Annotated in this window: 16 protein-coding genes; 3 read left to right on the plus strand and 13 right to left on the minus strand. The window is 60.8% G+C overall.

Translation table 11 applies throughout. The features are described 5' to 3' along the window. Positions 1-38: 38 nt before the first annotated feature. Both HB780_RS06870 and HB780_RS06875 read right to left on the minus strand, forming a co-directional pair. A complete protein-coding gene (locus HB780_RS06870) occupies positions 39-1,322 on the minus strand; it encodes an ABC transporter substrate-binding protein (RefSeq protein WP_183689281.1) in 1,284 nt (427 codons plus the stop codon). A gap of 45 nt (positions 1,323-1,367) precedes the next feature. After that, positions 1,368-3,683, minus strand: coding sequence for an alpha-L-rhamnosidase (locus HB780_RS06875; protein WP_183689282.1), 2,316 nt, complete (start codon positions 3,681-3,683; stop codon positions 1,368-1,370). A 139-nt stretch (positions 3,684-3,822) separates the two neighbouring features. Here HB780_RS06875 and HB780_RS06880 point away from each other — a divergent pair, with 139 nt between their 5' ends. Continuing rightward, a complete protein-coding gene (locus HB780_RS06880) occupies positions 3,823-4,860 on the plus strand; it encodes a LacI family DNA-binding transcriptional regulator (protein WP_183689283.1) in 1,038 nt (345 codons plus the stop codon). Positions 4,861-4,886: 26 nt separating this feature from the next. Here HB780_RS06880 and HB780_RS06885 read toward each other — a convergent pair whose 3' ends face one another. The 4 genes from HB780_RS06885 to HB780_RS06900 form a co-directional block, all read right to left on the minus strand. After that, a complete protein-coding gene (locus HB780_RS06885; protein WP_183689284.1) occupies positions 4,887-5,501 on the minus strand; it encodes an O-methyltransferase in 615 nt (204 codons plus the stop codon). A gap of 111 nt (positions 5,502-5,612) precedes the next feature. Further along, on the minus strand, positions 5,613-6,365 hold the full coding sequence (locus HB780_RS06890; RefSeq protein ID WP_183689285.1) for an ABC transporter ATP-binding protein: 753 nt from the start codon (positions 6,363-6,365) through the stop codon (positions 5,613-5,615). Continuing rightward, a complete protein-coding gene (locus HB780_RS06895; RefSeq protein WP_183689286.1) occupies positions 6,359-7,423 on the minus strand; it encodes a FecCD family ABC transporter permease in 1,065 nt (354 codons plus the stop codon). The genes HB780_RS06890 and HB780_RS06895 overlap by 7 nt, the downstream gene beginning before the upstream one ends. A gap of 161 nt (positions 7,424-7,584) precedes the next feature. After that, complete coding sequence (locus HB780_RS06900; protein WP_183689287.1) at positions 7,585-8,910, minus strand: NAD(P)/FAD-dependent oxidoreductase; 1,326 nt, start codon at positions 8,908-8,910, stop codon at positions 7,585-7,587. Between the two features lie 251 nt (positions 8,911-9,161). Between HB780_RS06900 and HB780_RS06905 the strand changes: the two genes are divergently transcribed. Further along, entirely contained in the window at positions 9,162-9,638 is a 477-nt protein-coding gene (locus tag HB780_RS06905) for an Lrp/AsnC family transcriptional regulator (RefSeq protein WP_183689288.1), read from the plus strand. A 33-nt stretch (positions 9,639-9,671) separates the two neighbouring features. Here the strand turns inward: HB780_RS06905 and HB780_RS06910 are convergent, their stop codons facing one another. From HB780_RS06910 to HB780_RS06940, 7 genes are all read right to left on the minus strand, one after another. Further along, on the minus strand, positions 9,672-11,333 hold the full coding sequence (locus tag HB780_RS06910; RefSeq protein ID WP_183689289.1) for an ABC transporter ATP-binding protein: 1,662 nt from the start codon (positions 11,331-11,333) through the stop codon (positions 9,672-9,674). After that, entirely contained in the window at positions 11,333-12,175 is an 843-nt protein-coding gene (locus HB780_RS06915) for an ABC transporter permease (RefSeq protein ID WP_183689290.1), read from the minus strand. Before HB780_RS06915 ends, HB780_RS06910 begins: the two co-directional genes overlap by 1 nt. 2 nt (positions 12,176-12,177) lie before the next feature. After that, positions 12,178-13,128 carry an ABC transporter permease gene (locus HB780_RS06920; protein ID WP_183689291.1) on the minus strand — a complete coding sequence of 317 codons (951 nt, stop codon included), beginning with the start codon at positions 13,126-13,128 and terminating at the stop codon, positions 12,178-12,180. A 96-nt stretch (positions 13,129-13,224) separates the two neighbouring features. Further along, on the minus strand, positions 13,225-14,835 hold the full coding sequence (locus HB780_RS06925) for an ABC transporter substrate-binding protein (RefSeq protein ID WP_183689292.1): 1,611 nt from the start codon (positions 14,833-14,835) through the stop codon (positions 13,225-13,227). A 74-nt stretch (positions 14,836-14,909) separates the two neighbouring features. Next, the gene (locus tag HB780_RS06930) at positions 14,910-15,626 is read right to left on the minus strand and encodes an HAD-IA family hydrolase (RefSeq protein WP_183689293.1); all 717 of its coding nucleotides are present in this window, start codon (positions 15,624-15,626) and stop codon (positions 14,910-14,912) included. 291 nt (positions 15,627-15,917) lie between these two features. Continuing rightward, positions 15,918-17,291, minus strand: a complete 1,374-nt coding sequence (locus HB780_RS06935) for an aspartate aminotransferase family protein (protein WP_183689294.1) — start codon at positions 17,289-17,291, stop codon at positions 15,918-15,920. 11 nt (positions 17,292-17,302) lie between these two features. Continuing rightward, positions 17,303-18,142, minus strand: a complete 840-nt coding sequence (locus HB780_RS06940; RefSeq protein ID WP_183689295.1) for a GNAT family N-acetyltransferase — start codon at positions 18,140-18,142, stop codon at positions 17,303-17,305. A gap of 338 nt (positions 18,143-18,480) precedes the next feature. Between HB780_RS06940 and HB780_RS06945 the strand changes: the two genes are divergently transcribed. Further along, positions 18,481-19,149, plus strand: a complete 669-nt coding sequence (locus HB780_RS06945) for a haloacid dehalogenase type II (RefSeq protein WP_183689296.1) — start codon at positions 18,481-18,483, stop codon at positions 19,147-19,149. The last annotated feature ends 9 nt before the right edge of the window (positions 19,150-19,158 follow it).

Below are 19,158 nucleotides of genomic sequence, written 5' to 3' on the forward strand. Positions count from 1 at the left end.
GCCCGCGAAAGGCGAGGTCGATTTTCCCGAAGGGCGCGCTACCAGTTGGGGATGCCGAGTTGCTTTGCCTGCTTGCGCACATCGTCGTCATAGAGTGCGGCGGCGTCGGCCGGCTGGCGGATGCCAGAACCGACTTCGACGGTGATCTGCTCCAGCGACGGCCCCTTGATCGGCGAGGAGAACTCCAATGCCGGCGTCGTCAGGCCTTTTGTCTCGAAATATGGAAGCATGTCCTTGACCGAAGGCGGCACGTCGGCGGGCAAGGGGCAGCCATTGACGAGAGATGGCCCCTGCACGGTATTGGTCGCCATCATGATCTTGCAGCCCTCGACGCTTCCAACAAAGTCCACGAATTTCTTGGCCTCGTCGATATGCTTGCTGCCGGTCGGGATATAGGCGGCCGCCGGCATCCAGACTGTCAGGCCATTCTTCGATGCGTCGTCTCCTGGCTGAGCAAAGAAGCCGACATCATTGAGGTTGTCGGAATAGTCCTGCTTGAGGGCGCCGATCGCGAAGGTCAGCATCGGATAGTGCGCGGCTTCTCCCGTCGCCACCATTCTGAGCCCATCATCATAGCTGGCGGCGCCAAAGTCTTCATTCATCAGGCCGGCGTCGTGTACCTCCTTCAGATGCTCGAAGCCTTTCATGGCGGCTGGTGTCGTGGCGTACTTGATCTTGTTGTTCGTGTAATCCTCGGCGAAATTCGGAACGGCGGCATTGAGATTGTAATAGTCCGCCAGCACGAAGAGCTGAGAGGTCCAGGTATCGCGATAGGTCTGCGCGATGGCCACCTTGCCGGCCGCCTTCACCTTCTCGTTGTTGGCCATGAATTCGGCCCATGTCTTCGGAACGGAGAGGCCGAGCTCCTGATAGATCTTCCTGTTATAGAAAATCCCACCGCCCTGGGCTGTGCCGAAAGGGACGCCATAGACCTTGCCGTCGGCTCGCACGACCGCCTTGAAGCTCTCATTCACGTTCGCCTGCGACGACAGGTTGCTCAGATCGACCAGTGTACGCCCGGGCTTGATGGCCTGCATCAGCGAGCCGGAATTGTAGAGGAACACATCGGACATCTCGCCGGTCGCAAGACGCGTTTTGATGATGTTGTCTCCCTCGCCGCCGCCCGGCCGTTGTTCGATGTCGATCGAGACATCGGGGGCTTTCTTCTCGTAGGCCGCCACCAGCGCGTCGGCGGCCGCGACCGTGTCGGGGCTATTGTCGATCAGAAACGAAAGCTTGGTTTCCGCCTGCGACGGGCCGGCCGCGATCAATGCGGCAAGCGCCGACGCGGTCGCAAAAATGACTCCAATACGCTTTGTCATGACGTTCCTCCTCCGAACGATGAGACATTGAACGATTATGCGGCTTCAGATCTTGGGAAGCGTGAAGACGATCTCATGCGTTCCCGGATCGATAGTCGTCTCCCCTACGACTGGCTTTCCATCGACCGACGGGTTCTGGTGTCGACGCCCCGGTCGGAACCGTCCGACGCACCCTTTCGGCAATGTCAGCCGATAGGTCACCTTGTCGCCGCTCAGCTCCCATGCGGCTTCAATGCGACCCTGAGGCACGTCATGATGGGCGGTAACGGGCGAGAGTGATGGGATAGGCGCCGGATCGATGATGACTTCGGCAAAACCCGGTGCGCTTGGGCTTGGCGAAATGCCGGCGACGCTTTCGAACAACCATTGGCAAACGGCGCCGTAGGCATAGTGATTGTAGCTGTTCATGTCCGGGTCGTAGATGGTGCCGTCGGGCGCCAGCGCATCCCAGCGTTCCCAGATCGTCGTCGCGCCCTGCGCGACCTGATAGAGCCAGCCGGGGACCTCCTGTTGGAGGAAGACCTTCTCGGCAAGATCGTCCAGATCGAGCTTCGTCAGGGCCGGCAGCAAAGCGGGCGTGCCGATGAAGCCGGTGCCGATCTTGTAGTCGGCGTCGATGACTACCTGGCGGAAATGCTGCTTGGCCGCTTCCTGGTGCTCGGCGGGGATCAGATCGTAGAGAAATGCCAGTGCATAGGACGTTTGGTCGTTATGTGCGAGGCGCCCCGATGGAGTGATGAATTCGTGCGCGAAAGCTTCCCTGATCTTGCCTGCGCGCGCCGTCATCCGCTCTTCGAGCCTGTGATCGCCAACGACGGCTGCGATCTTCGCCAGAAGGTCGCTCGAAATGAAGTGGTAAAGTGTTGCCGCGCAATCGTCGCCGATGGTCGGACGGGGCTTGCGGTTGTCGCCGATCGGCTGGAGCCAATCGCCGAAAGTAAAGCCCCGGTCACCCCAGTGGGACGGTGGCCGCACGATGGGGCCGTCTGAGATCGACCAGATAAAATCGACCCAACGCGCCATGGCATCCAGGCATTCCGAGAGAATCTGGCGATCGCCATAATGGGTGTAGAGCACCCAGGGGATGACGACGATCGCATCGCCCCAGCCGGTCGAGCCGGCAAAGCCCGGGAAATTCTCGGGGTGCAGGCGCGTTGGATCCGGCGAGAAGTGGGAAACCGCTCCATCCGGTCGCTGATCGGCCATGACATCGCGCAGATATTTTCTAAGGAACGACTGACTGTCCGTCAGCCAGCATGCCGTTGCCGCAAACACCTGAGCGTCGCCGGTCCAGCCGAGGCGCTCATCGCGCTGCGGGCAATCGGTCGGCACCTCGATGAAGTTGGCGCGTTGCGACCAGATGGTGTTCTGCACAAGCCGGTTGACGAGCGCATTGCCCGAGGTGAAGCCGCCGGCGAGGATGGGGACGGAGGAGATCGGGACCGAGGTGATCGCGACGATTTCCGCCTCGCCCTTGATCGTTATCCGGGCATAGCGAAAGCCCTGGAAGGTGAAATGCGGCGCGTAGGTTTCATCGCCGCCGCCGCGCAGCGTATAGATCGTGTGCGCCGGGGCGGTTCGGTAGTTGCGGTTGTCGAAATAACGATCGGGGCCCAGAATCTCGGAATGTTCGACCTGTACTTCCGCGCCGGCCGTGCCACGAACCTTGTATCGCACATAGCCGCCGACATTCTGCCCGAAGTCATGGATCGTGCGGCCCTCTGCATCGATCCAGCTTTCGATCGGGGCAATTGGCTGCAGTTCCTTCACCGGTGCGGTTTCATGGGCGACAAGCAGCGTCTTGTCGAAGGACAGCTTTTCCGTGCCGTGGCTCTCGGAAAGCCCTTCCTCGCGCGCATCATAGATCTCGCCGAAATAGATGCCGGATTTGCGGATCGGCAGCAGACCGCTTCGCCAGTTCGTGTCCGTGGAAAGAATGATGCCGGCAGGACCGACCAGGTCCACGATCGCTGCCGTCCTGTCGCCCCAGCAGTTGGGAATGGCCTTCCACATTAGCGGGGAGCGGTACCATCCGTCGGCAAGCCAGATCTCGATGCGGTTCGTGCCGGATTTGAGGAGGTCGGACACATCGTAGCGCTGATAGGCAATGCGATCGTCATAATTGGTCCAGCCCGGCGTCAGCAAATCGTCGCCGACGCGCTTGCCGTTGATGAAGCAACGATAAAGGCCGAGTGCCGAGATGAAGAGCTCGATCGGTCCGGTCAGTCCGTCGAGATTGAACGTGTTGGCAATGAAGCTTGCGGCCGTGCCCTGACCTTGGTCCGACAGTGGCGCGATCATCTCGCCAGCCCAATCACGCGAAACCCTGCTGCCCCTAATGGCGGATGGCTGAAAGTTCATCAAATCCTCCCATTTATGTAGAACGTTCTCCGTATAACGTTCTACATTTTTTGCCGATGTGCAATAGAAAATTTGTGAGCGTTCTGTCATGGTGAGCGGACACGTGTCGCGCGACTCGCGGATCAGGTCTGGGAATTTCATGTCAGTCGATAATAAAAAACCGGCGGAACGGGCTGATCGGGTGACGATCCGAACGGTTGCGGCGCATGCGGGCGTATCGGTCGCCGCCGTCTCCAAGGTGATGCGCAATGCCTATGGTGTCAGCGATAATCTTCGCGCCAAGGTGACCGTGTCGATCGAGGAGCTGAGATATCGTCCATCACGGGCGGCGCGAGGGTTGCGCGGGAAAACCTTCACGATCGGGCTGCTCCTCGTCGATATCCGCAACCCGTTTCTTCCGGAGGTGATCGCCGGCGTCAATGCCGTTCTGGCGCCTTCACATTATCAGGCAATGATCGGCGTCGGCGAAGCCCGCATGCAATTGGAGACGTCCCTGATCGAGTCGATGATCGACTATAAGATGGACGGCCTTATTCTGGTTGCGCCCCGCTTGCCTTCCGAGATCATTACGAGATTTGCCGCGCAAATTCCGATCGTTGCGGTCGGCTATCACGACTCGACGGCGGATGGTTTCGATACGATCAATGCCGACGATCAACGCGGCGCGGAAATTGCCGTCGATGCGCTTCTGGAATGCGGCTATCGCGACATCGAAATGCTGACCCAGCTTGCGCGTGCGGGGCACAAGGTTTCCGTCGTCCGCCAGCGCGAGATAGGCTTTCGGCGCGCCATGCAGCGTGCCGGCTTGGGCTCCTCGGCGCCGATCACCAATATCCCCCTCGAATCCCCCAGGCGGGAGGAGACCATCCGCAAGTTCCTGGCTCGGAGCGACAGGCCACGCGCCGTTTTCTGCTGGAGCGATATCGACGCCATCGTGGTGATGAGCATGGCGGCGGAAATGGGCGTGCGCGTGCCGGAAGATCTGGCGGTCGTCGGCTATGACAATTCATCCATCGCCGCCCTCGGTCTCGTCAATCTCGCCAGTATCGATCAGTCCGGCAGGGAGCTGGGCCAGACAGCCACGCGCACGCTCCTGTCGCGTATCGAAGGCCGTAGTGAGGCTGTGCACATCCTGCAGATGCCATCATTGGTGACCAGGCGAAGCTTGGCGGGGTGAGGATCCAGGTGGACGCGATCCAAGGATCACGGGTCGAAACGGCTGACTTCGATCCCCATGCCGACAGGTAACAGCACGCTCGTGATTCCGGCCTTGGCGCGGATGGCCTTGCCATAGGCCTGCACATCCTCGTTTCCGGGGCGTATCATGTTGTCGGCGATGATGATCGCACCTGGATTGAGCTTGGGGTAGAAGGCTTCAAGGCAGGGCACATAGAGATCTTTCCAGAGGTCGACCAGGACGAAATCCACTCCGACCGTCAGTTCGGAGATCATCTGCACGGTGTCACCGACCTTGAAGTCGATGTGGTCGGCAAGTCCGGCCTTTGTCGCCATATCGCGAGCATAGGCTGACTTATAATCATGCAATTCCATCGTGATCAGCCGGCCGCCGGTCGCGCGGGCGGCCTCCGCCAGCCAGATGCCGGAATAGCCGAAGGAGGTGCCGAGCTCGAGGATGTTCGGCGCTGTCAGGCTCTTGGCGATAATGTTGAGCAGGCCACCGGTTTCCGGTCCGACGGCGCGCATCCGGCGATCCTGGCCGCCATCGCGACCGCCTTGCGGCATGTCGCGCGGCTTGCTTTGCTCTTCCCGGATCAGCTCGTGATATTCATCGAGCACCGCCAAGATTTTGTCGTCCATACCCTATCCTCTATCTAGCTGTGGACTGCGGCGCGCACGATAGGAGCGAATGTAGCGGCCGTCGAGGCTGCCAAGCTGAGGATGCGGCTCATGTCACTCTAACGTGATCGATCAAATCGCCCCGTCGACGATCACCATGGGGCTGCCACGAGAACATGTCTCGACGCGGGCATCGATCTTGTAGATATCGCGCAGCATTCCGGTGGTGATGACCTCAGGTGTCGCGCCGCTCGCCGCCATTTTGCCTTGTGCGATGACGATGGTGTTTTCGCAATAACGGAGCGCATGGTTGAGATCGTGCAACGCGATGAGGACGATCATGCCGTCGCGCTTGGCGAGATCGGTAATGAAGCTCAGCACTTCGATCTGCCGGTGGAGATCGAGGGCCGAGGTCGGTTCGTCCATCAACAGGATTTCTGGCCGGCGAATGAGCGCCTGTGCGAGCGAAACGAGCTGGCGCTGCCCGCCGGAAAGCTCGCCAAGGCCGCGAAAGCCCAGGTCTTGGATGTGCAATGCCTTCAGGATGGCATCGATCTCCGCAAGCTCGTCGTCGGCGACCCGCCAGCCGCTGCCTTGCTTTGCTGAAAGCAGGACCGATTCGTAGACCGTCAGGACCGCATTGGCGCCAGTATCCTGCGGCATGTAGCAGATCGAGCGCGATCCTCGTTCCGTACCGGATAGCTCAACCAGTCCCGGCCCCTTGATCAGGCCGGCGATCCGTTTGAACAGCGTTGACTTGCCGGCGGCGTTGGGGCCGATAATCGCAGTGACGCTGCCGCCCTTCAGGTCGCTTAAGGTCACATCGGAAAGCACTTTCGCCTTGCCGTAGGCGGCTCCGACGTTATCGAGTGCCAAGGCTACCATGAGCGCCTCCTGCTGCCGAAGATCAGGATGAAGAAGAAGGGTACCCCCACCAGCGCGGTGATCACGCCGATCGGCAGGATCGCGCCCGGGATGATGATCTTGCTGAGGACGGACGTTGCAGAGAGAAGCAGGGCGCCGCAGACGATCGAAGCGGGCAGGAAGAAGCGCTGATCCTCGCCGACGATCATGCGGGCCATGTGAGGGCCGACCAGGCCGACGAAGCCGATCGTGCCGACGAAGGATACGGGGATTGCAGCGAGCAGGCTGACGAGCATCATCGTCCTCAGGCGCAGCGCGCGCACGTTGACACCCATGCTCGCGGCCTTGTCCTCGCCGAGGCGAAGCGCCGTCAGCGCCCATGCATCCCGCATGAACAATGGCACGATGACGACTAGCATGCCGGCGATGATCGCGACCTTGGGCCAGGTTGCCTTGGTAAAGCTTCCCATGGTCCAGAAGACGATTGCCGAAAGCGCCTGTTCGGACGCCAGATATTCGAGCAGCGACAGAGCCGCGTTAAAGCTGAACACCAGCGCGATGCCTAGCAGGACGATCGTCTCGACGCTGACGCCGCGCATGGTCGAGGCAAAGTGGATGAACATTGCCGCCGCCATTGCCATGATGAAGGCATTGATCGGCACCATATAGGCGACTGCGCCGGGATAGAGCGCGACGCCGCCGACAAGCGCAAGGGCTGCGCCGAAACTTGCCGCCGCCGAAATTCCGAGCGTGAACGGGCTTGCCAGCGGATTGGCGAGGATCGTTTGCATCTCGGCGCCGGCGACCGACAAAGAGGCACCGACGACGACCGCCATCAGCGCGATCGGCATGCGGATATCCCAGATGACGACGCGCAATTGAATGGCCGCGCCGGCGGGATCGAAGATCGCGGACAAAACCTGCCGTAGGGTATAGTTCGCCGGCCCGAGCGCCATGTCGAGCGCAATGCTCATGCACATAGCGACGCCGAGGAGCGTCAGGATTACGATGCGGCGGAAGACGCGGGAGCGATATTGCTCGCCTCCGGTCACGATTGCTTGGAGCGTCCCAACGGACATGACGGCTTGTCCTTCGGCAAAATGCGAGAGGCCGGCTCATGGCCAAAGATCGACCAAGTTACCGGCACCAGGCTCGAGCGGTCGCTCGACGAAAACTGAGACCGTCTATGCTTTTATGAGTAAAGCAGTCAAGTTCATTCTGGCAATGAGCGAGTGTCCGATCAGAAATCGGCAACCTTGCCCCAGACCGAGCCGTTCAGCCGGTCCGGATAATAAGGTTTCGGATCGATGATCGGCTCGGCGCCCGTGACGAGGTCGGCGACGAGATGGCCGGCTCCGGGGCCAATCCCGAATCCGTGGCCGCTGAAGCCTGCCGCCAGAATCAGCCCGGGCAGGGTCGGCACTTCGCCGATCGCCGGGACGCCATCGGGCGTGCTGTCGATATAACCGGCCCAGGTGGCTGAGACCGGTGTCTGGGCAAGTGCTGGAAGCAGCGCCCGTGCCCGCTCCAGGGTCGCTTCGATCTGCTGACGATCCGGGCGGGGGTCGAGAATGCGGTTGCGCTCCATAGGCGTCGGTCGATCCAGCCGCCAGCGCGACAGGGTCTCATGACCGTTCTTTAAGCCTTCCAACCCGCCGGGCGCGAGGCTGCGGCGACGCTTGATGAACATCGGTATAAAGTGGCGCGCGAAACGGAGCTGCTGCAAGGTCGGATCGACGCGGGCGCGGCCGCTGATGGCAAGCGTATAGCCGCCGTCGCTCCTGCGCGTGGCGGAGACTGCGGCGGTATGCAATGCGGCAGGCAAGCCCGTAGCGCCGGGGGCGACCGACAGGATCGAGGAGCGGATTGCTGCCTGTGGAAAGCGGATACCGAGCTGTCGGCAAAAGGACGATGCCCATGCACCGCCGGCCATCACCACCGTTCGGGTGCGGATTGTGCCTGCTTCGGTAATGACCCCGCTGACACGGCCGCCTTCGACCTCCAGGCCACGGGCGGCGCACATCTGATGAACGCTGCCTCCGAGCGCCATGGTGGCGCGGGCAACCACCGGTGCTGCTCGTGATGGATCGGCGGTGCCGTCACTGGGCGAAAAGACCCCGCCCTTCCATTGTCTTCCGGTTGCCGCCCCGAATTCGCTCGCCTTCTTGCCGTCGAGCATGTGGGTGGTGACGCCGACGCCACGAGCAAATTCGCCCCAGCGAGCCCAGCCGGCAAGTTCCGCGTCGTCATTGCTCAGATAGAGCAAGCCGCAGCGGCGAAAGCCGGTATCCTCACCACTATCCTTGGCAAACTCGTCCCAGAGCGCCAGGCTCTTTGTCGCAATGGGTAACTCGCGGGCGTCCCTGTTTTGCTGCCGGCACCATCCCCAGTTTCGGCTGGATTGTTCGGCGCCGATCCGCCCTTTTTCCAAAAGGGCGACCTTCATGCCGCGCCGCGCGAGATAATAGGCGGTAAATGTTCCGACAATGCCGCCGCCGATCACCACGACATCCACTTTCTCGGGCAGAGCAGGTGTAGTTTCAATATGCAGCAGGGGCGCGGGCATGGTTCTCTCCGGTTTTCAGACGACATTCTAGTCGAGCTTTTGTCGTGGAAATGCTGGAGATTGGCGCTGGACAGCATTTCCTTCGGTAGCGTCCGCCTATCGCGAACGCTTGTGCTAAGATGCAGATATTGCGAGGTTATATCGGCATAGCCTGGTTCGATTCCACTTGCTAACCGGGGCTTTCCGCTTAAAATGACGAAAGATTATTCCGTATGGCGGCGTGCCGCTGCCGATAAAAGGGGAGCACGCCGATGAAGCTCGACCGGATCGACATCAAGATTCTCTACGAATTGCAGAAGAATGGCCGCATCACCAATGTCGAACTGGCGGACCTCGTCAATCTCTCGCCAAGCCCCTGCCTGATGCGGGTGAAGAAGCTGCAATCGGAAGGCTATATCTCCGGCTATTCGGCGCAGATCAACATTGCAAAGCTCGGGCAGACACTCACCGTCTTCACCGAGGTCACGCTCAAGAACCATCGCCAGATCGATTTTGCGCGGTTTCTCGCCGCGGTCGAAAAGGTGGACTCGGTCGTGGAATGCCATCTCGTTTCCGGCGGCTACGACTATCTGGTGAAGTTCGTGACCGCCGGCATTGCCGAATACCAGACGACGATGGAACGGTTGATCGACATGGAGATCGGTATCGACAAGTATTTCAGCTTCGTCGTGCTGAAATCGCCGATCGTCAAGGCACATATGCCACTGACGAGCTTGTTTCCGGTCTGAGGTTTCCTCCGAATACGGTTCGCGAAACGCTGGTCAGCGTTTCGCGAAAGTCCGCATCAGCTCTGGGTCCTGTTCCAGGCCGTCAAGCCAGCCCGGGTCGAGCTTCGGCACGGAGGAGAAGAGCAGCTTGGAATAGGGATGCTTGGCGCCGCCAGCGAGATCGGCGGATGCGAGCTGCTCGATCTTCTCTCCCGCATACATGACGATAATCTCGTCGCAGATCGCCTGCACGGTCGACAGGTCATGGCTGATGAAGACGTAGGAGAGGCCGAGTTCGCGCTGCAACTCCTTGAGAAGATCGATAATGGCGGCGGCAACGACCGTGTCGAGGGCCGAGGTAATTTCATCGCATAGAATGAGCTTCGGCTCGGCCGCGAGCGCTCGCGCAAGATTGATGCGCTGCTTTTGGCCGCCGGACAGTTCCGGCGGGCGGCGGTGCTTGGTGGCTCTTGGCAGATGAACCATGTCGAGGAGCTGGTCGATCCGCGCCTCGCGCTGCTTGCCGCCGAGACTATGATAGAAGGAGAGCGGCCGGCCGAGGATCTCTCCGATCGACTTGGCTGGGTTGAGCGCGGTATCGGCGAACTGGAAGACGATCTGCAGCTTGCGCAGCTCTTCGCGCTGGCGCTGCTTGGCATTGGCCGCAAGCTGCTTGCCGTCGAAGATGATATCGCCGGAAACCGGCGGCAAGATTCCCGCGATCGCGCGGGCAAGCGTCGATTTTCCGCAGCCGGATTCGCCGATGACGCCGAGATTGCGGCCGGTTTCCAGCTTGAGACTGACGGATTTCAGAGCTGTTGCTGCTGGCAGGCCGTTCGGCTGGATTGGCCCATAACCGGCGACGATGTCGGTGACCTCGAGAAGGGCAGGCGTTTTTTGCGGATCGGTCGATGCAGGCGAGGCGTAGAGCTTGGGTTCGAAAGCGCCGAGCAACTGGCGCGTATAGGAATGGGAGGGTGCCGAAAGGATCTGCTCGGTTTTGCCGATTTCCTGGACCTCGCCAGCCTTCAGGACCACGATCCGGTCTGCGACCTGGGCGACGACGGCGAGGTCGTGGGAGACATAGACGCCGGCAATGCCGCCCTTCTTCATCACCGATTTGAAGGCCCGGAGAACCTCGATCTGCGTCGTCACGTCGAGCGCGGTCGTCGGCTCGTCGAAAATCACCAGCTTCGGATCACCGATCAGCGCCATCGCGGCCGACAGGCGCTGCAACTGGCCACCGGAAACCTGATGCGGATAGCGCGAACCGATCGTCTCGGGGTTCGGCAAGCTCAATGCCTTGAAGAGCTCGACGGCACGCGCCTTTGCTTCTTCGGCGGGCATCAGGTCATGGATACGGGTGATTTCGATCACCTGCTCCATGATGGTCTGCGCCGGGTTGAAGGCGGCCGCAGCGCTCTGCGGGATATAGGCGACTTCGGTGCCGCGAATGCGAGCTCTGGCTTTTTCCGACAGGCTTGCCATGTCCTTGCCGGCAAGCAGGATTTCACCGCTACTGATCCGGCATCCCGGTCGCGCATGCCCCATTAGGCTGAGCGCGATCGTCGTCTTGCCCGAGCCGCTTTCGCCGATCAGGGCGACGATCTCACCGTCTTCGATATCGAAACTGACGCCACGGATGATCTCCACCAGGCGGCCCGAATCGGTCTTGGCCTCAACCTTGAGGTCGCGAATTTCGACGAGCTTGGCCATCAATTGCTCCGGTCTCGAATTTTCTGGGGCAGGTTGTCGATCAGCAGGTTGACGCAGATCGTCAGGCTGGCGATTGCAATGCTCGGGAAGATTACGGCCGGCGCGCCGAATGGCAGTCCGCCGATGTTTTCACGCACCAGCGCGCCCCAGTCCGCATTCGGCGGCTGGACGCCGAGGCCGAGGAAGGAGAGGCCCGACAGGAGCAGCACGATGAACACGAAGCGCAGGCCAAGATCGGCCATGACCGGCCCGAGGATATTGGGCAGGATTTCCGAGCGGATGAGATAAAGCGCGCCTTCGCCACGAGCGCGGGCGACCGTGATGAAGTCCATGGTGTTGATGTTGACGGCGAGCGAGCGCGCGAAGCGGTAGGCGCCCGGTGTATAAATGACGGCGAGCGTCATGATCAGCACGGGGATCGAAGAGCCGACACCGGCCACGACCACAAGGCCGAACAGCTTGCTGGGGATCGAGTTCAGCGCATCGAGAAAGCGACTGAGCGCGCTGTCGAACCAGCCGCCAGTCACTGCCGCGATCATGCCGAGCGCGACGCCGGTGAAACAGGATATGCAGACGGCGGCAAGCGAGATGCCGACGGTATAACGGGCGCCCATCAGGATGCGGGAGAAAATATCCCGGCCGAGATAGTCGGTGCCCAGCCAGAACTTCGCCGAGATCGGCCCGAAGTAGTCGAAGTCGACGATATCGCCGATCGGGTAGGGGATCAGTAGCGGTGCGAAGATGGCGATAAGCGCCCAGGCGAGGATGACGCCAAGGCCGATCATGCCGACGATGTTGAAGCGAAAGCCGAGCTTGCGGGGAGTGAACGCGGTAAGGGCCATGGTCAGCGCAACCTCGGATTGGACATGATGGCGATAATGTCGGCAATGGTGATCAGGAGCAGATAGACCAGACAAAAAATCATCGCACAGGTCTGGATCAGCGGCAGATCGCGGGTGGCAACGGCATCCACCATCAGCTTGGCGATACCAGGATAGTTGAAGATGGTTTCGACGATGATCACGCCGCCGAGCAGGTAGGAAAGCGAAAGTGCTACGGCGTTGACGATCGGGCCGAGCGCGTTCGGAAGCGCATGCTTCAGCACCATGCGTCGTCGCGAGGCGCCTTTGAGCAAGGCCATTTCCACATAGGGCGTGTTCAGCGTCTCGATCACGGCCGCGCGGGTCATGCGGATCATCTGTGCCGATATCACGAAGCTCAGCGTGATGACCGGCATCGCGAAGACGCGCAGCATCTGTGAAAAGGAGTGAATCTCGTTGGCGAAGGCAAGCGCCGGCAGCCATTTGAGATAGACGGCAAAGATCAGAACGGCCGAGGTGGCCACCATGAATTCGGGTACGGAAATGACGCCGATCGAGACCACCGTGACGATGCGATCGTACAGCGAGCCGCGCAGCATCGCAGCAGTAATGCCGAGCGTGAGCGCGATCGGCACGGAAAACAGCGCCGTGGCGGCTGCAAGCTTCAGCGAGTTACCGAGCCGGGAACCGATGAGGTCAGCGATCGGCATGTTGTTGGCATAGGAAATGCCGAGATCGCCGGTGGCAAGGCCGGCGAGCCAGCGCAGGAAACGCAGGATTGCCGGGTCGTTCAGATGCATCGCGGCACGCAGGCCCGCGACCGCCTCCGGGGTCGCTGCCTGGCCCAGCAGGATCTGGGCGATGTCGCCCGGTAGCATTTCGGTTGCGGCAAACACCGTGAAGGACACGATGATCAGCGTGATCAAGGCCACGAACACACGGCCAAGCACGAGAGAAAGAACGTGGCGGTTCATATCAGATCCCCATCGCGAGAACGAATGTGCCGAGCATACGGCAATGTACCCGACAAGTGGCGTCGAAACACCACCCGCCGGGCACGAGGGTAGGGATCAAGCCTCAAGCCAGACATATTCCGCGAAGGCGTAGCCCATCATGCCGCCGAGCGGGTTGGCTTCCAACCCGTGCAGCTTGGAGGAGATCGCGTCGACGTTGGAGATATAGGCCGGGATGGCTGTGCCGGCATCTTCGGCGATCATCACCTGCATGTCGCCGTATATTGCCTTGCGCTTGGCCTGGTCGAGCGAACCGCGGGCTTCCAGCATCATGCTGTCGAACTTCGCCGACTTGAACTGGCTCTCGTTCCAGGGAGCGTCCGACGAATAGAGCAGCGAGAAGAGAATGTCCGGTGTCGGACGCGGGTTGATATTGCCGAAATGCATCGGCGCCTTCAGCCAGTAGTTCGACCAGTAGCCATCGGACGGCACACGCTGGACATCGAACTTCATGCCGATGTCCGCGCCGGCCTGCTGCAGCACCATCGCCATGTCGATGGAGGAGCCTGCGGCTTCCGAAGCCACCACAGGAACCGACTGGCCGAGCAGGCCCGACTTCTGGAAGTGGAACTTGGCCTTTTCCGGATCGAAAGGTTTCGGCTTCAGATCGGCATTGTGGTAGATGCTGGCCGGCGGTACAGGCTGGTCGTTACCGATTTCGGCAAGGCCGCGCAATGCGGACTTCTGGATGATCTCGCGGTTCAGCAGATACTTGACGCCGGTCACGAAGTCCTTGTTGCTGCCGGGGTTCATGTCCAGGCGCATGTTGAGGTCGGTGTAGTTGCCGGAAGTGGTCTTCGATAGCGCCACGCCCGGCTGGCCGTCCAGAAGTCGCATGGAGCGCGGGTTGACGGCGGCGGCGAGATGGATGTCGCCAGATAGCAGCGCATTGACACGTGCCGAATCGTCGGCAATCGCGAAGAACTCAAAGGAGTCGAGGTGCGGACCACCCCGCTTCCAGTAGTTCTTGTTCTTGGTGGCGACGGAACGAACGCCCGGTTCGAAGACCTCGCAGACGAACGCGCCAGTGCCATTGGCCTTGCTGAAATCGGTCGTGCCGTCGGCAAGGATCATGAAGTGATGCATCGCCAGGATGGTGGGGAGGTCGGCGTTAGGGCTGGCAAGCGTGATTTCGACCGTAAGCGGATCGACGGCTTTGAAGCCGGTCATCTGCTTGGCGATCGCATTGACCTTCGAACCGACGGCCGGGTCGAGATGGCGGTTCAGCGAATAGACGACGTCGGCCGAGGAAAGGGCCTTGCCGTTGTGGAAGGTCACGCCCTTGCGGAGCTTGACGGTCCATACCTTGGCGTCGGTGCTTTCGATGCTTTCGGCGAGTTCCATCTGCGTGACGCCGGCCTTGTCGAGGAAGGAGAGGCGATTATAGAAGGCGCAGCAGCGGACATAGTCCGTGGAGAGCGACGCCTTGGCCGGATCGAGCGTGTCGGCGGTCGAGGAGGACCAACCGGCCGCCTTCAGCGACCCGCCGGAGACCGGGGTGGCAGCAAGAGCTGACGAGGCACGTCCGAAGATCGCGCCGCCTGCAACGGCTGCAACACCGCCGGCGAGCATCATCTGCAGGAGATCGCGGCGGGTGGCGCCACGGCGAATGGCATTTTCGACCATGGCATCGTCTGCGCTGGTCCAATTCGTGATCTTGTCGTTCATAGCGTTCCCCTTGTTGTTAAGGTTGATTGGCTGTCCCGTCTTTTTTGCGGGATCAATTCCGGGTCGTCACAGTTTCAGGCGGCCTTCACTGCCTCCGCTGTATCGGCAAGCCCTGCCATAGAGGTGAAATGGTAGTCGGGCTTGGTGAATTCCTTGGGCTCGATCGTGCCGCCATAGCCGTTCTGGGCGTGGCGCCGCTGGATCCAGCAGTTGGTCATGCCGAGTTGCCGCGAGATGCCGATATCGTGATACTGACTCTGCGCGACATGCAGGATGTCGTCCTTTGAGGCGTCTTCCTTGCCGACAAAGGCGAAGACCTGTTCGAAGAAGGCCGGATCGGGCTTTTCCGTGCCGGTATCGTCGGCGGTGAATGCGGCATAAAACGGATTGCCGAGTTCCTTGGAGAAATGCTCGAAGGCCCAGCGGCGGGCATTGGTCATGGCAATCAACTTGTAGCGCTCGGACAGGCGCTTGAGGGCTTCGGCGCTATCGGGGAAGCCTTTCCAGTCGCGGCAGGAATCGCGCAGGCGTTCGCCATATATCCGCTCTGCCGGCAGACCGAGCTTCGGGGCGATGGCCAGATAGACGCGAACCAGATCATCGGGAAACAGTCCGGCATCGCCGGAATAGCGTTCAGCGCGATAAAGCGCGAGCGCTTCCTCGCCGTCCACGGAGACGCCCTTTTCCGCCGCGATTGCGGCGAGGCAATCCTTGATGCCGCCTTCAAAGTCGATCAGCGTCCCGACGACGTCGAAGGTGAAATATTTGAAATCCGCTAAGTTCTTTACCAACAGTCTGTCCTCGATAGAGTGCGATCAATTCCGATCGCCTCGGCTGAATGCAGAAGAAAATGCTGTTCCCATTCTGCCGAGGATTTTCTTGTTTCTCCCCTAAATCCCGGTTTTTCGGGCTTTGGGCACCTTCAGCCAGTTCAGTTTCGCAGTAAAGGCTCACCGGATTCTCTGAATGGGAGAGCTGTGGCGGCACAAAATTGCGAATATGGCGGCAAAGCGGTATTTCGCTCATCCCGCCGATCGGCCGATGCGATGCGCGCCGGCCGGTGGGAGCAGTCCTGTGTACGCTCAGACAAGAGCCGCGCGTACATCAGGATCTTCCAGCGTCTGATCGAGCGTCTTGGCGGTGCGCTCGACGATCGCGTCGATCTCAGCCTCTGTGCAGCAGAGCGGCGGCGCATAGCCGAGAACGCCATTGCCGAAGGCGCGAATGACGAGCCCATTGTTCCAGGCGCGATCGAAGATCCGCCGCGAGGGATCGGCCGCCGCCGGCAGGGGCGTCTTGCGTTCCTTGTCGACCACCAGTTCGATTGCGGCAAGCATGCCGCGCCCGCGCACGTCGCCGACCAGCGGATGCGAGGAGAGCGATTGAAGACCGGCCATCAACCGCGCACCCGCTTTGACACCGTTTTCCAAGAGGCCGTTCTCGTAAAGGCGCAACACCTCGAGACCGACCGCTGCGCTGACGGGATGGGCGGAATAGGTATAGCCGTGGCCGATCGCGGCCGCACCGGCGCCATCGGCGATTGTCTGGTAGACCTTCTCCGACAGGAAGACGGCGCCCATCGGCACATAGCCGGCGGTCAGGCCCTTGGCGGTGGTCATCAGGTCGGGGACGATGCCATCGTCCGAGCAGGCAAACAGCGGGCCGGTGCGACCGAAGCCGGTGATGACCTCGTCGGCGACGAACAGAACATCGAGTTCTGTGCAGACATCGCGCATCGCTTTCATCCAGCCGGTCGGCGGAACCAGCACGCCGCCGGAACCCTGGATCGGTTCGACATAGAAGGCTGCCACGCGCTCGGCGCCGATTTCCTCGATCTTGGCACGCAGCGCCTTGACCGAAGCGGCAATGATCGCCTGCGGATCTGTGCCGACGGGATTGCGATAGGCGTAATGTGTCGGAATCTTATGCTGCCAGTCGAGCGGCATGCCGAAGCCGGCGTGGAAAACCGGAAGCGCCGTCAGCCCCGCGCCGACGGTGGACGAGCCATGATAGCCCTGTTCGAGCGAGATGAACTGATCCTTCGTCGGCTTGCCCAGCGAATGATAGTAGTAGCGGATGAAGCGGACAGTGCTGTCGACGGCGTCGGAACCGCCAAGCGTGAAGTAGACATGGTTGAGGTCGCCGGGCGTCCGTTCGGCGAGTTCGGCCGCCAGCCGGATGGCCGGCTCGGAACCAAGACTGAAATAGCCGGTCGCATAGGGCAGCTCGCGCATCTGGCGGGCGGCGGCCTCGACGATGCTCTCTTGGCCATATCCGGCATTGACGCACCACAGACCAGCAAAGCCGTCGAGCATCTGGTGGCCAGAGGCATCCGTGACGGTTGCGCCCTTGGCGGATTTCAGCACACGGACGCCCGCCTGCTCATGGCCACGATAGGAGGCGACGGGATGGACGAGGTGGGCGCGATCGAGTTCGACGAGGGAATTGCTCAGCATGATGTCTCTCTTCAGCCCAAGGCCTGGCTGGCCAGGGCAAATGTGTGAACGCTGGGAACGGGTGACGGATTGGCCGAGGGCGTGCGGCGCATGGAGATGCCGCCGCCGACATGGACAAGGCCATGTTCGAGCAGGAAGGCAGCAAGGCCCGTTTCAACGCCGGTATCGACGCGCATGAAGACACCGGGCCGGGCGGTGAACAGGAAGCTGAGAAGATCTTCGGCGGCGCTGGCAGTCTCCGCGACCACTGGGCCGCAGAGCTCGCCGCGGCCGAAAGGCCGCCAGGCGGCATAGCCGCGCAGCGTACCGGCTTCGCGCAGAACCGCTAGCCGGCCCGCGCTAAACAGGGCCCGGATGAGCTGGCTGCGATCCGCGGGATAGGCGATGCGGTCAAGCGCAATGATCTCTTCCAGATCCGCCTTGGTGGCCCATTCGACCGTCGACGGCGCTATGCAGGTGCGCAGCGTACCCTGATACTGGACGATCTCGCCGGTCTTCCTGAAGCCGAGGCTTTCATAGAGGGGCAGGCCGTCGGCGGTTGCCACCAACCGGCATTCGCGTGTCCCTACAATATCAAGGGCCGCCTGCATGATGCGCCGACCAATGCCGCGTCCGCGCATCGATTCGTCGACTATTACCATGTTGATGGTGGCGATCTCATCGCCATAAGGGGTGACAAAGATCGTTCCGACGACCTTTTCGTTTTCGATGGCCACGAGGCCATGGCTGAGGTCATGTAGCATCTGCCACTCCTCCAGCCGATGGGGCCAGCCGGCTTGACGCGATAGCGCCAGCGCCGATTGAAGGTGAGATTGGTCGAGGGGGCGAAGGTCGATCGCGGTTGCCTGCACAGGCTGTGTCTCCCATCCGTTGCTTTTCTTTTTGATAGACCCGCAACGGAAGAAGATCGTCCCGACGAAAGCATTGCGGCAATATCTTCCACCGTTCCCCGGTACGCCCGCCGCATCTTATGCCGGCCATCTGAGACTACGGGGTGCTTTTGAGCCTCTTATTGCCCGGTTATCGGCAATGCTGAAGGGGTAAGTGCGCAACTCTCTGCCAAAGCGGAGCGTGGATACAAAACTTTCTGCTTCGCGGCGGCGTAAATGCGGTGAACCGACGGAGAAAGGCTGCCTATGATGTCTTCATATCATCAACGCCTGCGCGGCATCTGCAAGGATCCAGAGACATGACGACGTTTCGGCCGAAATACATCACCTTCGATTGCTACGGCACTCTGACGAATTTCCAGATGGCCGAGGCCGCCCAGAAGATCTACGGAGAACAGCTCGACCAGCCGCGCATGGCGCAGTTCATCAAGAATTTCGCCGCCTACCGGCTCGATGAGATTCTGGGAGACTGGAAACCCTATAATGAGGTGATCCACAACTCCATCGAGCGCACTTGCCGCAAGAATGGCGTTACCTTCCGCGACGAGGATGCCCGTTCGATCTACGACACCGTGCCGAGCTGGGGGCCACATGCGGATGTTCCGGCTGGGCTTGCCAAGGTGGCCAAGGAGATACCGCTGGTCATCCTCTCCAACGCCATGAACGAGCAGATCATGCACAATGTCGAAAAGCTCGGTGCGCCGTTCCATGCCGTTTTCACCGCGCAACAGGCCAATGCCTACAAGCCGCGCTTCCAGGCTTTCGAATATATGTTCGACATGCTCGGCTGCAATCCGGAAGACGTGCTGCATTGCTCCTCATCGTTCCGCTACGATCTGATGTCGGCCTACGATCTCGGCATCAAGCACAAGGTTTGGGTCAACCGCGGTCACGAGCCCGCCAACCCTTATTATGAATATACCGAGATCAAGGATATCTCCGGCCTGCCCGGCGTTGTCGGGCTCTGACGAGGAGGC

It is taken from the genome of Rhizobium lusitanum (assembly GCF_014189535.1).
Classification (GTDB): Bacteria; Pseudomonadota; Alphaproteobacteria; order Rhizobiales; family Rhizobiaceae; genus Rhizobium; species Rhizobium lusitanum_C.